We start from the raw sequence: 13,383 nt of genomic DNA, 5'->3' as shown, positions 1-13,383 counted from the left end.
GTCCGAATGTCGCTGGCTCAGGCGGCTTCGCCGTGACGGAGGGCGCCTGCCAGGTCGCTGAATATCGACAGAACCAGGGGGCGGCGGTCGAGATGGAACACCTGCGCTTCACGCGCCGCACCGCGGCTCTTCTCCCACACCTCGACCAAGGGCGCAAGGCGAGCTGCACCTTCCCCCGCCCGGGCATGAATGGTCTGCGTGACGAACATGTCGATGGTCGCCATGAGGGCCGCAAACGCCTCCTCGCCGTCCCTGCCTGCGCAGGTCTCGGCAAGACCGAGCACCTCGCCCATATCGAACGCCGGCAGGCGGGCGAGCATGGTCCGCACCCGCTCGATGACGGCGATGCGCTCCTCGTCGAGGAGGTCGAGCGCGCCTTGCACCGAGCCCTGTGCCAGGGCGGCCGCGCGCGCCCTGAGGCCGGGCTCGATCGCATCCCAGGGCGCCCCGAGTCCCTCGACCACCCGCTCGATCTCGTCCGGCAGCAGCTCTCCGAGCGCCAGCTTGCGGCAGCGCGAGCGGATCGTGGCCATGACGCGGCCGGGGTTGTGCGTGACGATGAGGAAGATCGAGCGCGGCGGCGGCTCCTCCACGACCTTGAGCAGCGCGTTGGCGCTGGCGATATTGAGGTCCTCGGCGCTGTCGACGATGCAGATGCGATAGCCCCCCGCCCCCGCGGTGGAGCCGAAGACGGCAAGGGCGCGGCGCACGGACTCGATAGCGATGACGCTGGACGGGCCTTTCTTGTCGGTGCCCGGCGTCCGCCGCAGGACGACGAGGTCGGGATGCGACAGGGCCGCGACCTTGCGCGCCACCGGATGGTCCGGCGCGACGGCGAGGTCCCGCACCGCAGGCGCCACGGCGGGATCGGGATTGGCGAGCAGGAAACGCGCCGCCCTATAGGCGAAGGTTGCCTTGCCGATGCCGCGCGGCCCGCCGATGAGCCAGGCATGGTGCAGGCGGCCGGCCCGCCAGGCGTCGAGAAAAGCGCGCTCGGCCTCGCCATGGCCAACGAGATCGAAATGCTTGCGCGGGTGCGGCGTGAGGCCGTAGCGGTCCGGCTCGGCGCCTTCTTGCTGCGTGGACACCGGTTCACGCGCCATCATCCGCCTCCCCGACCGGGGCCCCGAGAAGCCGGGCTTCCACATGTGACCAGATGTCGGCCGCGACGGCGTCGGCCTCGCGGCTCGCGTCGATGACGACGCAGCGCGCCGGCTCCTCCTGTGCTATCGTGAGGAAGGCGGCGCGAAGCGCTTGATGAAAGCCAATGTCCTCCGCCTCGAAGCGGTCTGTGGCCTCGCTGAGCGCCTGCCGGCGCGCATCGGCCCGTGCGAGGCCTAATTCAGGGGGTAGATCGAGAATGAACGTCAGGTCCGGCCGCGTGGGACCGACAACGACCTCCTCGAGGCGGGCGAGGAAGGTCGGATCGAGATCGCCCAGCGCGCCCTGATAGGCGCGGGTCGAATCGCAGAAGCGGTCGCACAGCACCCATTGCCCGCGCGCCAGTGCCGGGCGGATGGTCGTCTCAAGGTGGTCGTTGCGGGCGGCCGAGAAAAGGATGGCTTCCGCCGCCGGTCCGAGCGCCTTGGCCTTGCCGGCGAGCAGGAAGTCGCGAATGCGCTCGGCCCGCGGCGCGCCGCCCGGCTCCCGTGTCGCGATGGCGTCGATGCCGTGTTGCGACAGGCGGCTGCGCAGGCGCTCCACCTGGGTGGACTTGCCCGCCCCCTCGCCGCCTTCGAAGGTGATGAACCGGCCCCGCGACCGCGTTTCTCCCGGCAAGACGGCCTCTTACAATAGCTTGCTCAGCGCATCGCGAATGGCGCCGGTGCTGAGTTCAAACAGCGCGTCGAAGGCGCGCTGCGACAGGCTGCCCGACTCTACCGCCTCGCCTGTGTATAGCGGGACGACGAGCGCGTCGACATCATCGCGCGTGACGCGCAGGTGGCCGACCTCCATCCCCGCGGCGACCGGCGCCCGCAACGGACCGCGATAGACGACCTTCACGTCGAGGCGGTCGCTCGTGCCGCGCGGCACCAGCACGCGCACCGCTTCTCGGGCGAGGAGCGGGACGCGGCCCTTCGCGCCCCCGTAGACCTGGGCCTCGTCGATCACCTCGCCGGACCTGAAGAGCTCGCGGGTCTCGAAATTGTTGAAGCCCCAGTCGATCAGTTTGCGCCCCTCGTTGGCCCGCTCGCGCGCGTTGGGCAGGCCGTTGAGCACGACGACCAGCCGCTGGCCGTCGCGCACCGCCGAACCGACCAGTCCGTAACCGGATTCCGCGAGATTGCCTGTCTTCAGCCCGTCCGCACCGATATCCATGGCGAGCAGCGGATTGCGGTTCTGCTGACGGATCTTGTTCCAGGTGAATTCCCGCTCGCCGAATATGGCGTAAAGATCGGGGAAATTCTCGACGAGGTAGAGCGAGAGTTGAGCAAGATCGCGCGCCGTCGTCCGCTGCTCGGGGTCGGCATAGCCGGTCGCGTTGCGAAACGTGCTGTTTCGCAGCCCGATCGCCCTCGCCCGCTCGTTCATGAGGCGGGCAAAGTTCTCCTCGGTGCCGGCGATGCCCTCTGCCAGCGCAATGGCCGCGTCGTTGCCGGACTGGACAATGAGCCCGCGCAGCAGATCGGCGACCGAGACGCGGCTGTTGACGATGGCGAACATGGTCGAGCCGCCCGACGGCGCACCTCCGCGTCGCCAGGCGTTCTCGGACACGATGAATGTGTCCTCGAGCGACAGCCGGCCGGCTTTGATCTCCTCGAAGACCACCGCTGCGGTCATGATCTTGACGAGGCTGGCCGGGACCATCGGTGCATCCGGCGCCTTGGCGAACAGGATGCCGCGCGTGCGCGCATCCATCAGGATGGCGAAATCGGCTGCGGTCTGGAAAGTCTGCGCCGTGGCTGCTCCCGCTGCGACGGCGAGCCACGCAAAGGCCGCGAGGCCGGCAAACAGACGCCGGCAAATGCACCGGCCGCGACCCGATACGGACAACGAAACCGACATCGCTCCCCCATATGGAGGGGGAATGTGCGATGCCGGCGCCGCAAAATCAACGGATGCGGCGAAGCTGCCCTCAGTTGGCCGCCGTTCCCTTGCGGAACGACACGAAGCGCTGCTCCTTGACGAGCGCGAACGGGGTCTCCGCCGCGAAGCGGGCGTTGGCGTTCTGCGGCGCCGCGTAGAAGAGGCTGGCGACGACGGGCTTGCCGGCGGGCGGCACGGCCACCGCCACCGGCACGCCGGCGTTGGGGATGGTGTTGAGGTCGATGAGGTCGTCGATGGTGGCGACCTCCGCCCGCTGGAGGTGAACCGCCGGCGCAGGCGGCGCGGAAGCCACCGCAACGCCTTGCTGACCGAAATCGGGCCGTGGCACGGGCATCGGAATGGCGCGGCTTGCGGCGGTGGCGACCGGCGCTGGCGCGGCCGCAGCAGGCGCATAAGCCATGCTCGGCGCGGCAACCGGGGGCGCCGGCTGGGCCGGTTCGGCCGAGGCGACCATGACAGGAGTCGCCACAGGCGCCGTCGGGGCACCGCCGACGGCCGGCCGGCCATCGATCTGCAGGGTGGCGAGCAGTTTGCGGTCGTCGCTGCCGCGCAGCGAGGCCCGACCCACGTATTCGACCTTCACCTGAGCCGTGCCCGCACGCCGGAAGTCGAGCGCATCGGCGACGCTGCGCGAGACGTCGATGATGCGGCCGCCGTGGAACGGGCCGCGATCGTTGACGCGCACCACCATCGATCGGTTGTTTGCAAGGTTGGTGACGCGCACGTAGCTCGGCAGAGGCAGCGTGGGATGGGCGGCGGCGATCGAGTGTTTGTCGAACACCTCGCCATTCGCTGTCAGACGACCGTGGAAGTCGGCGCCGTACCAGGAGGCCGTGCCGGTGGCCGTGTATTTCTCGTTAAGCTTCGGGACATAGGTCTTGCCGGCCACCTGGTAGGGCTTGCCGGTGTGATCACGTCCACCGCCCTTGGGGACCGGCTTGCCGTCGGCGACGACACGCGGACTGGGGGCGACGCCGTATTTCGGGTCGATCTTGGCAGAGCTCACCTTCTGCGTCGCGCTGCTGCAGTTGGCGAGGCCGAGCGCCAAGACCACGATGCCAGCGCTCTGCAGCGCGAAGCGGAGGGGCGACCGCCCCGTGTCGAAGCTTTCGGATCTGGAAAATGCCGATGAGATGGACGGGGAAACGTTCGCTTTGGGGGCGCCAAGCTCAGTTGTCGCACGATCCATCTGCTGCATCGGCTCGTTCCGTTCTTGCCTGTCGGTGGCCGCACGCTGCCGTCGGAAGGGCGCGACCGATGCGCCGGACCTTGGACTTGAACACCACCGAAGTGTCGCTGTAATCCGATGAATGGAGCGTTAAGGCCTCACATCCGACAAAGCAAGCTTGCAATGCGAAAGTGCAACCCACATTCCGAAGGCGAAACGAGCCTTCGGAATGCGACGAAATTGCGGCGCCTCTGCCCCATTGTCGTCGTGTCGTGCGTTGCAGGGTGTCGTGCCGGCCGCGTCGTTCAGCAGTAAAGCTGTCGTGTAGCGACTGTCTGATCGACTATAGCCTCGTCATCCGTCTTGGGCATCGGCGAACCGGGAGACCTCATGAAGACCATCGTGACCATCGCCGAACTCGAGGCCATCTATGGACAGCCCGGCGAGACGTCGACCGTCAAAGTGACCGATTATGTCACGCCCCATTATGCCGCCTTCATCGAGGCATCGCCCTTTGTCGCCCTTGCGACGGTCGGTCCGGAGGGGCTCGATTGTTCGCCGCGCGGCGACGGCCGCGGCTTCGTGCGCCTCCACGATCCGCGCACCCTCATGCTGCCGGACCGGCACGGCAACAACCGCATCGATTCCCTGCGCAACATCGTGCGCGACCCGCGCGTGGCCCTGCTCTTCCTCATTCCCGGTGCCGGCAACACGCTGCGCGTCAATGGCCATGCCCGGCTGACAGTGGACGAAACTCTGCGCGCTTCCTTCGCCGTCGAAGGAAAGCAGCCGCGGACGGTCGTCGTCATCGAGGTGCGCGAGGTCTATTTCCAGTGCGCCCGCGCCATCATCCGCGCCGGCCTGTGGGATCCGTCCAGGCACGTGGCGCCGGACGCGCTGCCAACGCCGGGCGCCATCCTCGCCGCCCTGTCGCAGGACCGTGTCGGCGGTGATGAATACGACAAGGCCTGGCCGGAGCGGGCCAGACAATCGATGTGGTGAGAAGGCTCAGACCGCGGTGCCGTGCAGGTCGTAGGCGTCCGAGCGCTCGACCTTCACGGTGACGATGTCGCCGACGCGCAGCGGACGGCGCGAGGCGACGTAGACATTGCCGTCGATCTCCGGCGCATCCCACTTGGAGCGCCCCTTGGCGACCGTTGGTCCCGCCTCGTCGATGATGACGGGAATGCGCCGGCCGATGCGGCCCTTCAGGCGCTGGGCGCTGACCTTGGCCTGGGCCTGCATGAAGCGGTGCCAACGCTCTTCCTTGACCTCGTCCGGCACCGGCGCGGCGATCTCGTTGGCGGGCGCGCCCGTCACCGGCTCGTAGCGGAAGCAGCCGACCCGGTCGAGCTTGGCCTCCTGCAGCCATTCGAGCAGGAAGTCGAAATCCTCGTCCGTCTCGCCCGGGAAGCCGACGATGAAGGTCGAGCGGATGGCAAGGTCCGGGCACTCCTCGCGCCAGCGGCGGATACGGTCGAGCGTCTTCTCCTGATGTGCCGGACGGCGCATGTTTCGCAGCACCGCCGGGGCGGCGTGCTGGAAAGGAATGTCGAGGTAGGGGAGCACTTTGCCTTCCGCCATGAGGCCGACGACCTCGTCGACATGCGGATAGGGATAGACATAGTGCAGTCGCACCCAGACGCCGAGTTCGCCGAGGGCCGCCGAAAGGTCGAGGAAACGCGCCCTCACCTCTCTGCCGCCATGGGTGCTCGGCGCATATTTGAGATCGAGGCCATAGGCGCTCGTGTCCTGCGAAATGACGAGCAGTTCCTTCACGCCGGCCTTCACCAGGCGCTCGGCCTCTCGCAGCACATCCGCGGCCGGGCGGCTGACGAGATCGCCGCGCAGCTTCGGGATGATGCAGAAGGTGCAGCGGTTGTTGCAGCCTTCGGAGATCTTCAGATAGGCGTAGTGGCGCGGCGTGAACTTGATGCCCTGCTCGGGGACGAGATCGATAAACGGATCATGCGCCGGCGGCACAGCCTCGTGCACCGCATCGACCACGGTCTCATATTGCTGCGGCCCGGTGATGGCGAGGACATCGGGGAACTGATCGCGGATCTGGCCCGGCTCGGCGCCCATGCAGCCCGTGACGATGACCTTGCCGTTCTTGGCCATGGCCTCGCCGATGGCGCCGAGCGATTCCGCTTTGGCCGAATCGAGGAAACCGCAGGTGTTGACGATGACGACATCCGCGCCCTCGTGCGTCTTCGTCAGTTCATAGCCCTCGGCCCTGAGGCGCGTGACGATGCGCTCGGAATCGACGAGCGCCTTCGGGCAGCCGAGGGAAACGAAACTGATCTTGGGAGCGTGCTCGCCCATGCCTGTCGCCACCGCTTGAGCGCCGGCATCGCGACGAGAGCCGCGGGCGACGCATCATGTCCTTGATAATGATCGTATTCTCGGATCGCGGGCCGGGCCTTCGCCACCCTGAAACGGCTCCAGCCAAAATCCGGGGCCTCGATTGGCACGGAAAGGGCGCCGACGCAACGGTCTTGATGCCGCAAGGTTTCACAAGAGAAGCCCGGCAGTACCTGACTGCCGGGCTCAAGGCTTCGGGAGGAGCCTGCCAAGACCGCGTGGAAGAAGACTACATCGGCCCGTTGCCGAAGCAGCCAGCCAGACGAAGGCCTCATCACGTGCAATATTCATAACAGATTCGCGCCGCTCTTGCCTCACGAAAATACCGCATCCGAAAGACAGCTTCCTCGCAACGCCCGCGTGCACTGCGCGGCGCCTCAGGATCGATTCAATTTTATTCTTCTGCGACCTGCTACGACGCCCAGTTGTGCTGGAAATCGGCATAAAGGGTCAGGCCGCCGCAGGCAAAGATCGTCTGGCCCGTGATGTAGCGGGCCTCCTCCGAGGCGAGAAAGGCGAAGACGGGCGCCATATCATCGGCATCAGCGGCGAAACCCATGGGGATGTGACTTTCGACCGCCGCTCGCGACGCCGGATCCTCGACCCAGCCCCTGTTCAGCTCGGTCGCCGTGGCGCCCGGTCCGACGGCATTGACGCGGATCCCCCGGGCAGCGAACTCCAGCGCCAGCGTCCGCGTCAGGTTGGCGAGCCCGCCCTTGCTGATGGAATAGGCGAGATAGCCGGGCTTGGGGATGATCTCGTGCACGCTCGTCGTGTTGATGATCGCGCCGGGAGCCTTGCGCGCGAGGAGATGACGCGCCACGGCGCGGGCGCAATTGGCCGCGCCGACGAGGTTGACCGCGAGGATGCGCGCGAGCCGTTCATCCTCGAAGGCGTCCCCCGGCGTCGGCGCCTGGATGCCGGCATTGTTGACGAGGATGTCGACATGCCCCCAGGCGGAGACCGCCTCCTCGACCATCGCGTCGACCGCGCGCGGCAGGGATACGTCCGCTGCGAGTGCCAGATGCGGCCGCTCGCCGTGCCCGGCATCCGTCGCAGCGGTCCGCACCGCCGCCAGCGCTGCTGCCATCGCGTCGGCATCCGCCAGGTCGTTGACGGCGACCGTCGCTCCCTCGGCGGCGAAGCGGCGCGCGACGGCGAGGCCAATGCCCCGCGCGCCGCCTGTCACGATGGCCGTGCGCCCTTCGAGACGCTGCGGATTGAGAGCGTGAAAGGTCATGATGCGTCAGGTCCTGGCGTCAGAACGCGTGCGACTCGCCGGGCCGGGAAGCGCCCCTCGTGTTGAGGTAGACCGCGTAGAGCGACGTCGTTCCGCAGATGAAGAGGCGGTTACGCTTAGGACCGCCGAAGCAGACATTGGCCACCACCTCCGGTACCCGGATCTTGCCGATAAGCGAGCCGTCGGGGTCAAAGCAATGGACGCCGTCGCCGGCGCTCGTCCATACATTGCCGTGCACGTCGATGCGCAGGCCGTCGAAGAGGCCGTGGCTACAGGTGGCGAAGATCTCTCCGCCGCTGAGCCCCCCACCCGCGCCAACGTTGAAGCGGCGGATGTGACGCGGACCGTCGTCGACGTGGGTCGCGCCGGTGTCGACCACATAGAGCAACTGCTCATCCGGCGAGAAGGCGATGCCGTTGGGCTTTACGAAATCTGTTGCCACGGCAGCGATCGTGCCGTCCGCCGGATCGAAGCGATAGACGTATGATGCGCCGATCTCGGATGGTGCCGCATCGCCCTCGTAGTCGGAATCGATGCCGTAGGTCGGGTCCGTGAACCAGATCGTGCCGTCCGATTTCACGACCACATCGTTCGGCGAGTTGAGCCGCTTGCCCTCGAAACGGTCGACCAGGATCCGCACGGAGCCGTCCGGCTCGGTGCGCGAGATGCAGCGTCCCTGATGCTCGCAGGAAACGAGGCGCCCTTCCCTGTCCACCGTATGGCCGTTGGTGTTTCGGGCCGGTTGGCGGAAGACGGAGACGGACCCGTCCGTCTCGTCCCAGCGCATGATGCGGTTGTTGGGAATATCCGACCAGATGAGATAGCGCCCCGCCGGGAAATAGGCCGGCCCCTCGGCCCAGCGGCATCCTGTATAGAGCTTTTCGAGATGGACATTGCCGAAGACGAGGCGCAAGAAGCGCGGGTCGATCACCTCGAAATCATTGCTCAGCATGGGCATTTTCTCCCGATCGCCATTGTTTTCGAGAAGGCGCGCCCGGCCCGCCATCGGCTCAGACGATCGGCGCACGGGACGCAAGAGGCGTGAACGAGGCGAGATTGGGAGACTTGCCGGCGGAATGCAAGGCCGGCTCCGGACCGCTCCGTCCGGCAGAACTTGGAGGCAGGAGCGGCCGGAGATGAGCTGCTAGCTGTCGAGGATCCCCTCAAAGCCGCCAAAGATCATACGCTTGCCGTCGAAAGGCATCTGCTCGCCCATGGCGCGCATGCGCGGATCCGTCATGATCTTCTCATTGGCGGCGTCGCGCGCCGCCCGCGTGGGATATTCCACCCAGCTGAAGACCACGACCTCGTTGTCCTTGGCCTGCACGGCCCGGCGGAAATCGGTGACCTTGCCCGCCGGCACGTCGTCGCCCCAGCATTCGACGACACGGGTGGCGCCGAGCTCCTTGAACAGCACCGCCGCCTCCGCGGCATGTTTGCGGTAGATTTCCTTGTTCTCGGCCGGCACGGCCGCAACGAATCCTTCCACATAAGGCATCGCGATGTCCTCCTTCGTGGCAGCGCTGACCATCCGGCCCGCAGCGTACCAATAAATCAGTTGATATCAACATAATCTGGCGTTGTCAAAGTCAGGGACGTGGGCGGCGCATTGTCGGGCGCGATGCCCGCCGTTACCCTCCTTGCAGCATGCCGACGCTCCGGGTTTTCGATGCGCCCGGTTCCGTGCCGGCGCCGGCGGCAGCCTCCCACCAGTCGCCGAGGGCATCGATCAGCGGCACGAGCCTCTCCCCCGCGGGCGTGAGGTCATATTCGACGCGCAGGGGATAGCCGTCGAACTCCGTGCGCTTGACGATGCCGGCCGCCTCGAGCTTGCGCAGTTCGAACGACAGCATCTTGTGCGAGATCGTGGGGTTGTCCCTGCGCAGGTCGCTGAAACGCTTCGTGCCATCCTTCAGGTAGTAGATCAGGAGGGTCGGCCAGCGCCCGCTGAGCACCTGCATCACCTCCTCGATGGGGCAACGGGAGACAAGATCCTTCATCGGCGCCTCGTGGTTGCAAAAAAGTGCGTAATTTACACGGCTCACTGGTCGAGTAGGGTCCGGGCTCGCTGCGCAGCGTGATCACGAGAAATCACGGGAGATCGATCTTGGAGCCGATCCTACTTTACGGCTTCCCCTCGGGAAGCTCCATGGGACTTGTCGCGGCGCTCGAATGGCTGGGCAAGCCCTACCGGCTGTGCCGGGTGGACATGCTCGGCGACATGCGCGAGCCGTCGTACGCCCGGCTCAATCCGCGCCATGAGACCCCGGTCTTCATCACGGACAAGGGTGAGTTGCTGACGGAGACCATGGCCATCGCCGCCTGGCTCGAGGCGCGGGATAGCGACCGGCGCATCAGCTTCGCCCCCCTGTCGCGTGAGGCGGACCGGATGCACCAGCTGATGGCCTTCGTGAACACGGGCTTTACCGGCGCCTTCTCGCCGCTGTGGGCCGCCCTCGAGATGGAAGATCCCGACCCCGCCGTGCAGACGGCGCTGCGCGACTTCGGCCGCCGCGCCGTCATCGAGCGCCACGACAAGCTGGAAGGCATGATCGGGCAGGGCCCGTTCCTCGTCGGTGAGCGGCCGAGCCTCGCGGACGCCGTCCTCGTCGGCGTCGCCCGCTGGCTCGACTTTCACGAAGTCGCCGACCGCGGACGCTGGCCGAAGCTGTCCGCCCTGCGCGAGCGGCTGGAAGGCGATCCCGCCGTCATCCACGCCACGAAGCTGGAGAATGGCGAAGCCTCATCCGGCACGGGCGCCCTCCTCGGCCACATGCCGCTTGACGAGGTGATCGAGAGGTTCGGCGTGTAGGCCAGCGCGCAGCCCGGGAAAAGGCGGCGCCCTGTCTACGGCCCGGTCCTGCCCGCGATCGGGCACGCCATTCCTTGCCCGCCAGCCGGAAAAGCGGCGGGTTTTTTTAGGTACCATGTTTCAGGGAAGATAAGATGAACGATTCGGAAGTTCTTGGGATGAACCACGCCGAAGTGAAGCGCACAATTATTGATCGGGCTAACTTGCCACCCATGTTCCCTACACATAGGCATTCGCCGCAGTTTTGGGAACAGCTTGGCCGCACCATCACCATACTCAGCTTTCTGGAAGAAATATTGGGGAAAAATATTTGCGTTTACGGAAACCCGACAATAGGGCGTCGAAGAAATCGACACGGCCTATAAAGCTTCGCTGCTGCAGCTTGAGCGATCCTTGACGGATCAGATTTTGAATTTGGCTTAATACTATGGAAGGGCCGCGCGATAAGCCCCGGATACCGCAACCGAAAACATATACGAGCCGAGCGAAAACATTAAGAAGTTAACCGTTAATTCGTAGCGTGCTTTATCATGTCTCATGGCGAATGTCGGATGTAAACGGCGCGTCCATGCCGCTATTAATCAAACGAAAGAAAGTTGATGCAGCAATTGACCTTGCATGTTTGAGGCAGGTTCAGGGGCATGTCGTAGGATTGATTCGCAGCGTCATCGACACCGTGACGCATATGGGTTGGCAGTTTCCCAGCGCCGCAGGGCCGGGAAAGCCGATCATGTAGCGAAGTTGGGCGGTGAATCGCCGCATCCGCTATCTCGTTCAGCCCGCACTTTCGGTGATGCAGGCTTTCAGGAGTCCGCCGCGAGCCTCGCTGGCCGTTCACGTCCGCGTGATCGTCAGGCCCGTGCGCGCCGCCAAGCGTGGGCATAAAGCCCGGAGCCTACCGCCCGAGTTCCTGATAGTTGCCCGTGAGCCGGATTTTCATAAAACCGAAAAATGACAATAAAATCAATGCATAATGGCGGATGGGGTGGGATTCGAACCCACGGTACGGTTGCCCGCACGGCGGTTTTCAAGACCGCTGCCTTAAACCACTCGGCCACCCATCCTCGCCGGCTGCATTCTTCTGACGGCAGAGGCCGCCGTTGACAAGGGCCAAGGGCGCATCCGGGCCGGTCGATCCATGCAAGGCGCGCCGGCGCGGCCTTGCCGCCCGCGGGCGGTGTGGAAGATGGCGGCATGGACGATGCTGGCGAAGCTGTCGCAAGCCTCTACGAGCGCCATGTCCACCCCTTCGACCGCTCGCGCGGCCGCAGCCTCCTCGAGCGCGGCTGGCTCGACCACTTCCTCGCCGCCGTCGGCGGGGAGCGGAGCGTGCTCGACCTCGGCTGCGGCGCGGGCGAGCCGCTGGCCTGCTATCCCGCGGCGAGCGGCTGCGCCGTCACCGGCGTCGATTCCGCGCCGAGCCTCATCGGGCGCTGCCGCACGCGCTTCCCTGCGCAGCAATGGCTCGTCGCCGACATGCGCTGCCTCGCCCTCGGCAGGACATTCGGCGGCATTCTCGCCTGTGACCGTTTCTTTCACCTGCAGCCGGACGACAAGCGCGCCATGTTCGGCGTCTTCACGGCGCATGCGCGCAAGGGCACGGCGCTGATGTTCACGAGCGGCCCGGCGCGCGGCGAGGTTCTCGGCACCTTCGAGGGCGAGCCGCTCTACCACGCCAGCCTCGACGGCGCGGAATACGAGGCCCGCCTCGCCGCTGCCGGCTTCCGGGTGCTCGACCATGTGGTGGACGATCCATTCTGCAGCGGCCACACCGTCTGGCTCGCCGCGCGCTGAACGGTCCGGCCGAAGCCGGCGGATGGCTTCAGGCTGCCCTGGAAGCCGGGCGCCTGCGGACGGCGGAATGCTTCAATGGTTCCGGCCGTGGCTCGGGAGCCACGATCCGGCCCCAGACGACGGGGACGGGGTCCGGCGCGAGCAGCCAGGGCTCGTCACTGTCGCAGCAGCGCCCGAAGGCGCGGCCGGCAGCCTCGGCGGCCCGGACAAGGTGGGCCTCGTGCATCTCCTTGAGCAGTGCGGCAGCGATCATGGCACCCTCCGACTGTCGCCATGAGAGATCATCATGGTTAACGCTTCCTGAAGGCGCTCGCCCCCGCGCCCATGGCCAAACGGCCGCCGGCGCGTCATTCTGTCACCGGGCAGCACCGAGGGGACAACAGCCATGATCGCCGGCACCACATCCACGACCCCGACGCGAGCCGTCGGGCGCCTGTTCCTGCGTACCGCCGTCGTCGCCGGCCTGGCCGGCCTCAGCCTCGGCATCTTCATGGGCGCGTCGCACGACCACACCTTCCGCACCGTGCACGCGCACATCAATCTCGTCGGCTGGGTCTCACTCTTCCTGTTCGGGTTGTTCTACGCGCTGCTGGGAACGGCTTCGACCCGCCTGGCGAAGATCCATTACGGGTTGGCGACCGGCGGGCTCATCCTGTTCGCAGTCGGCCTTCCCAGCATCGCCCTAGGGCTGCCCTGGGGTGAGCCGGTCGCGATCCTGGCGTCCTTTGCGACCCTGTTTTCCATGGCGCTCTTCGCCTATGTGGTCTTCACGGCCGGCGAGGCGGCGAATCCCGCCGCAGGCTAGCTGGCCCCGCGGGATTGGCGCCGGTCTGGGAAAAACAACCTTGACCGCGCCCCTGCCGACGTGGTGTTTCCGATCCGTTCCCGTCCCTGCGGCAGCCATGCGATACTGCCGGCGGGGCGAATCGGTTCTCCACGAGGGTTTGGACGGCGGCA

The 13,383-nt window shown here is 66.3% G+C and carries 14 protein-coding genes and 1 tRNA gene; 4 read left to right on the top strand and 11 right to left on the bottom strand.

The window, feature by feature from the left end; all coding sequences use genetic code 11:
- Positions 1–17: 17 nt before the first annotated feature.
- From BOQ54_RS10140 to BOQ54_RS10125, 4 genes are all read right to left on the bottom strand, one after another.
- Positions 18–1,103, bottom strand: a complete 1,086-nt coding sequence (locus BOQ54_RS10140; RefSeq protein WP_082464702.1) for a DNA polymerase III subunit delta' — start codon at positions 1,101–1,103, stop codon at positions 18–20.
- On the bottom strand, positions 1,093–1,779 hold the full coding sequence (tmk, locus tag BOQ54_RS10135) for a dTMP kinase (protein ID WP_071923827.1): 687 nt from the start codon (positions 1,777–1,779) through the stop codon (positions 1,093–1,095). Before tmk ends, BOQ54_RS10140 begins: the two co-directional genes overlap by 11 nt.
- 9 nt (positions 1,780–1,788) lie before the next feature.
- Positions 1,789–3,006 carry a D-alanyl-D-alanine carboxypeptidase family protein gene (locus tag BOQ54_RS10130; protein ID WP_055458188.1) on the bottom strand — a complete coding sequence of 406 codons (1,218 nt, stop codon included), beginning with the start codon at positions 3,004–3,006 and terminating at the stop codon, positions 1,789–1,791.
- 70 nt (positions 3,007–3,076) lie between these two features.
- Positions 3,077–4,102 (bottom strand): septal ring lytic transglycosylase RlpA family protein, encoded by a 1,026-nt coding sequence (locus BOQ54_RS10125; protein WP_348626509.1) that lies wholly within the window; start codon positions 4,100–4,102, stop codon positions 3,077–3,079.
- Positions 4,103–4,606: 504 nt separating this feature from the next.
- On the opposite strand from BOQ54_RS10125, the gene BOQ54_RS10120 reads away from it, so the two are divergent.
- Complete coding sequence (locus BOQ54_RS10120) at positions 4,607–5,218, top strand: pyridoxamine 5'-phosphate oxidase family protein (protein WP_055458190.1); 612 nt, start codon at positions 4,607–4,609, stop codon at positions 5,216–5,218.
- A gap of 6 nt (positions 5,219–5,224) precedes the next feature.
- Here BOQ54_RS10120 and rimO read toward each other — a convergent pair whose 3' ends face one another.
- The 5 genes from rimO to BOQ54_RS10095 all read right to left on the bottom strand — a co-directional run bounded on the left by rimO (position 5,225) and on the right by BOQ54_RS10095 (position 9,820).
- A complete protein-coding gene (gene rimO, locus BOQ54_RS10115; protein WP_071923825.1) occupies positions 5,225–6,541 on the bottom strand; it encodes a 30S ribosomal protein S12 methylthiotransferase RimO in 1,317 nt (438 codons plus the stop codon).
- A gap of 451 nt (positions 6,542–6,992) precedes the next feature.
- Positions 6,993–7,820, bottom strand: a complete 828-nt coding sequence (locus BOQ54_RS10110) for a glucose 1-dehydrogenase (RefSeq protein ID WP_071923824.1) — start codon at positions 7,818–7,820, stop codon at positions 6,993–6,995.
- Between the two features lie 19 nt (positions 7,821–7,839).
- Positions 7,840–8,772: an SMP-30/gluconolactonase/LRE family protein gene (locus tag BOQ54_RS10105; RefSeq protein ID WP_063185288.1), complete on the bottom strand. Its 933-nt coding sequence runs from the start codon at positions 8,770–8,772 to the stop codon at positions 7,840–7,842.
- 192 nt (positions 8,773–8,964) lie between these two features.
- Positions 8,965–9,318, bottom strand: a complete 354-nt coding sequence (locus tag BOQ54_RS10100) for a DUF1428 domain-containing protein (protein ID WP_055458480.1) — start codon at positions 9,316–9,318, stop codon at positions 8,965–8,967.
- 133 nt (positions 9,319–9,451) lie between these two features.
- Positions 9,452–9,820 (bottom strand): winged helix-turn-helix transcriptional regulator, encoded by a 369-nt coding sequence (locus tag BOQ54_RS10095; RefSeq protein ID WP_055458193.1) that lies wholly within the window; start codon positions 9,818–9,820, stop codon positions 9,452–9,454.
- Between the two features lie 107 nt (positions 9,821–9,927).
- Here BOQ54_RS10095 and BOQ54_RS10090 point away from each other — a divergent pair, with 107 nt between their 5' ends.
- Positions 9,928–10,632 carry a glutathione S-transferase family protein gene (locus tag BOQ54_RS10090; RefSeq protein ID WP_071923823.1) on the top strand — a complete coding sequence of 235 codons (705 nt, stop codon included), beginning with the start codon at positions 9,928–9,930 and terminating at the stop codon, positions 10,630–10,632.
- A 974-nt stretch (positions 10,633–11,606) separates the two neighbouring features.
- Here the strand turns inward: BOQ54_RS10090 and BOQ54_RS10080 are convergent.
- Positions 11,607–11,696: transfer RNA gene (locus tag BOQ54_RS10080), tRNA-Ser, on the bottom strand.
- Between the two features lie 130 nt (positions 11,697–11,826).
- Here BOQ54_RS10080 and BOQ54_RS10075 point away from each other — a divergent pair.
- Positions 11,827–12,426 carry a class I SAM-dependent DNA methyltransferase gene (locus tag BOQ54_RS10075; RefSeq protein WP_071923822.1) on the top strand — a complete coding sequence of 200 codons (600 nt, stop codon included), beginning with the start codon at positions 11,827–11,829 and terminating at the stop codon, positions 12,424–12,426.
- A gap of 28 nt (positions 12,427–12,454) precedes the next feature.
- Here the strand turns inward: BOQ54_RS10075 and BOQ54_RS10070 are convergent, their stop codons facing one another.
- Positions 12,455–12,679, bottom strand: coding sequence for a hypothetical protein (locus BOQ54_RS10070; protein ID WP_055458196.1), 225 nt, complete (start codon positions 12,677–12,679; stop codon positions 12,455–12,457).
- 132 nt (positions 12,680–12,811) lie between these two features.
- Between BOQ54_RS10070 and BOQ54_RS10065 the strand changes: the two genes are divergently transcribed.
- Positions 12,812–13,231 carry a hypothetical protein gene (locus tag BOQ54_RS10065; protein WP_063186483.1) on the top strand — a complete coding sequence of 140 codons (420 nt, stop codon included), beginning with the start codon at positions 12,812–12,814 and terminating at the stop codon, positions 13,229–13,231.
- Positions 13,232–13,383: the final 152 nt, after the last annotated feature.

It is taken from the genome of Chelatococcus daeguensis (assembly GCF_001887265.1).
GTDB lineage: Bacteria > Pseudomonadota > Alphaproteobacteria > Rhizobiales > Beijerinckiaceae > Chelatococcus_A > Chelatococcus_A sambhunathii.
This window is presented reverse-complemented; position numbering and strand designations above follow the sequence as displayed.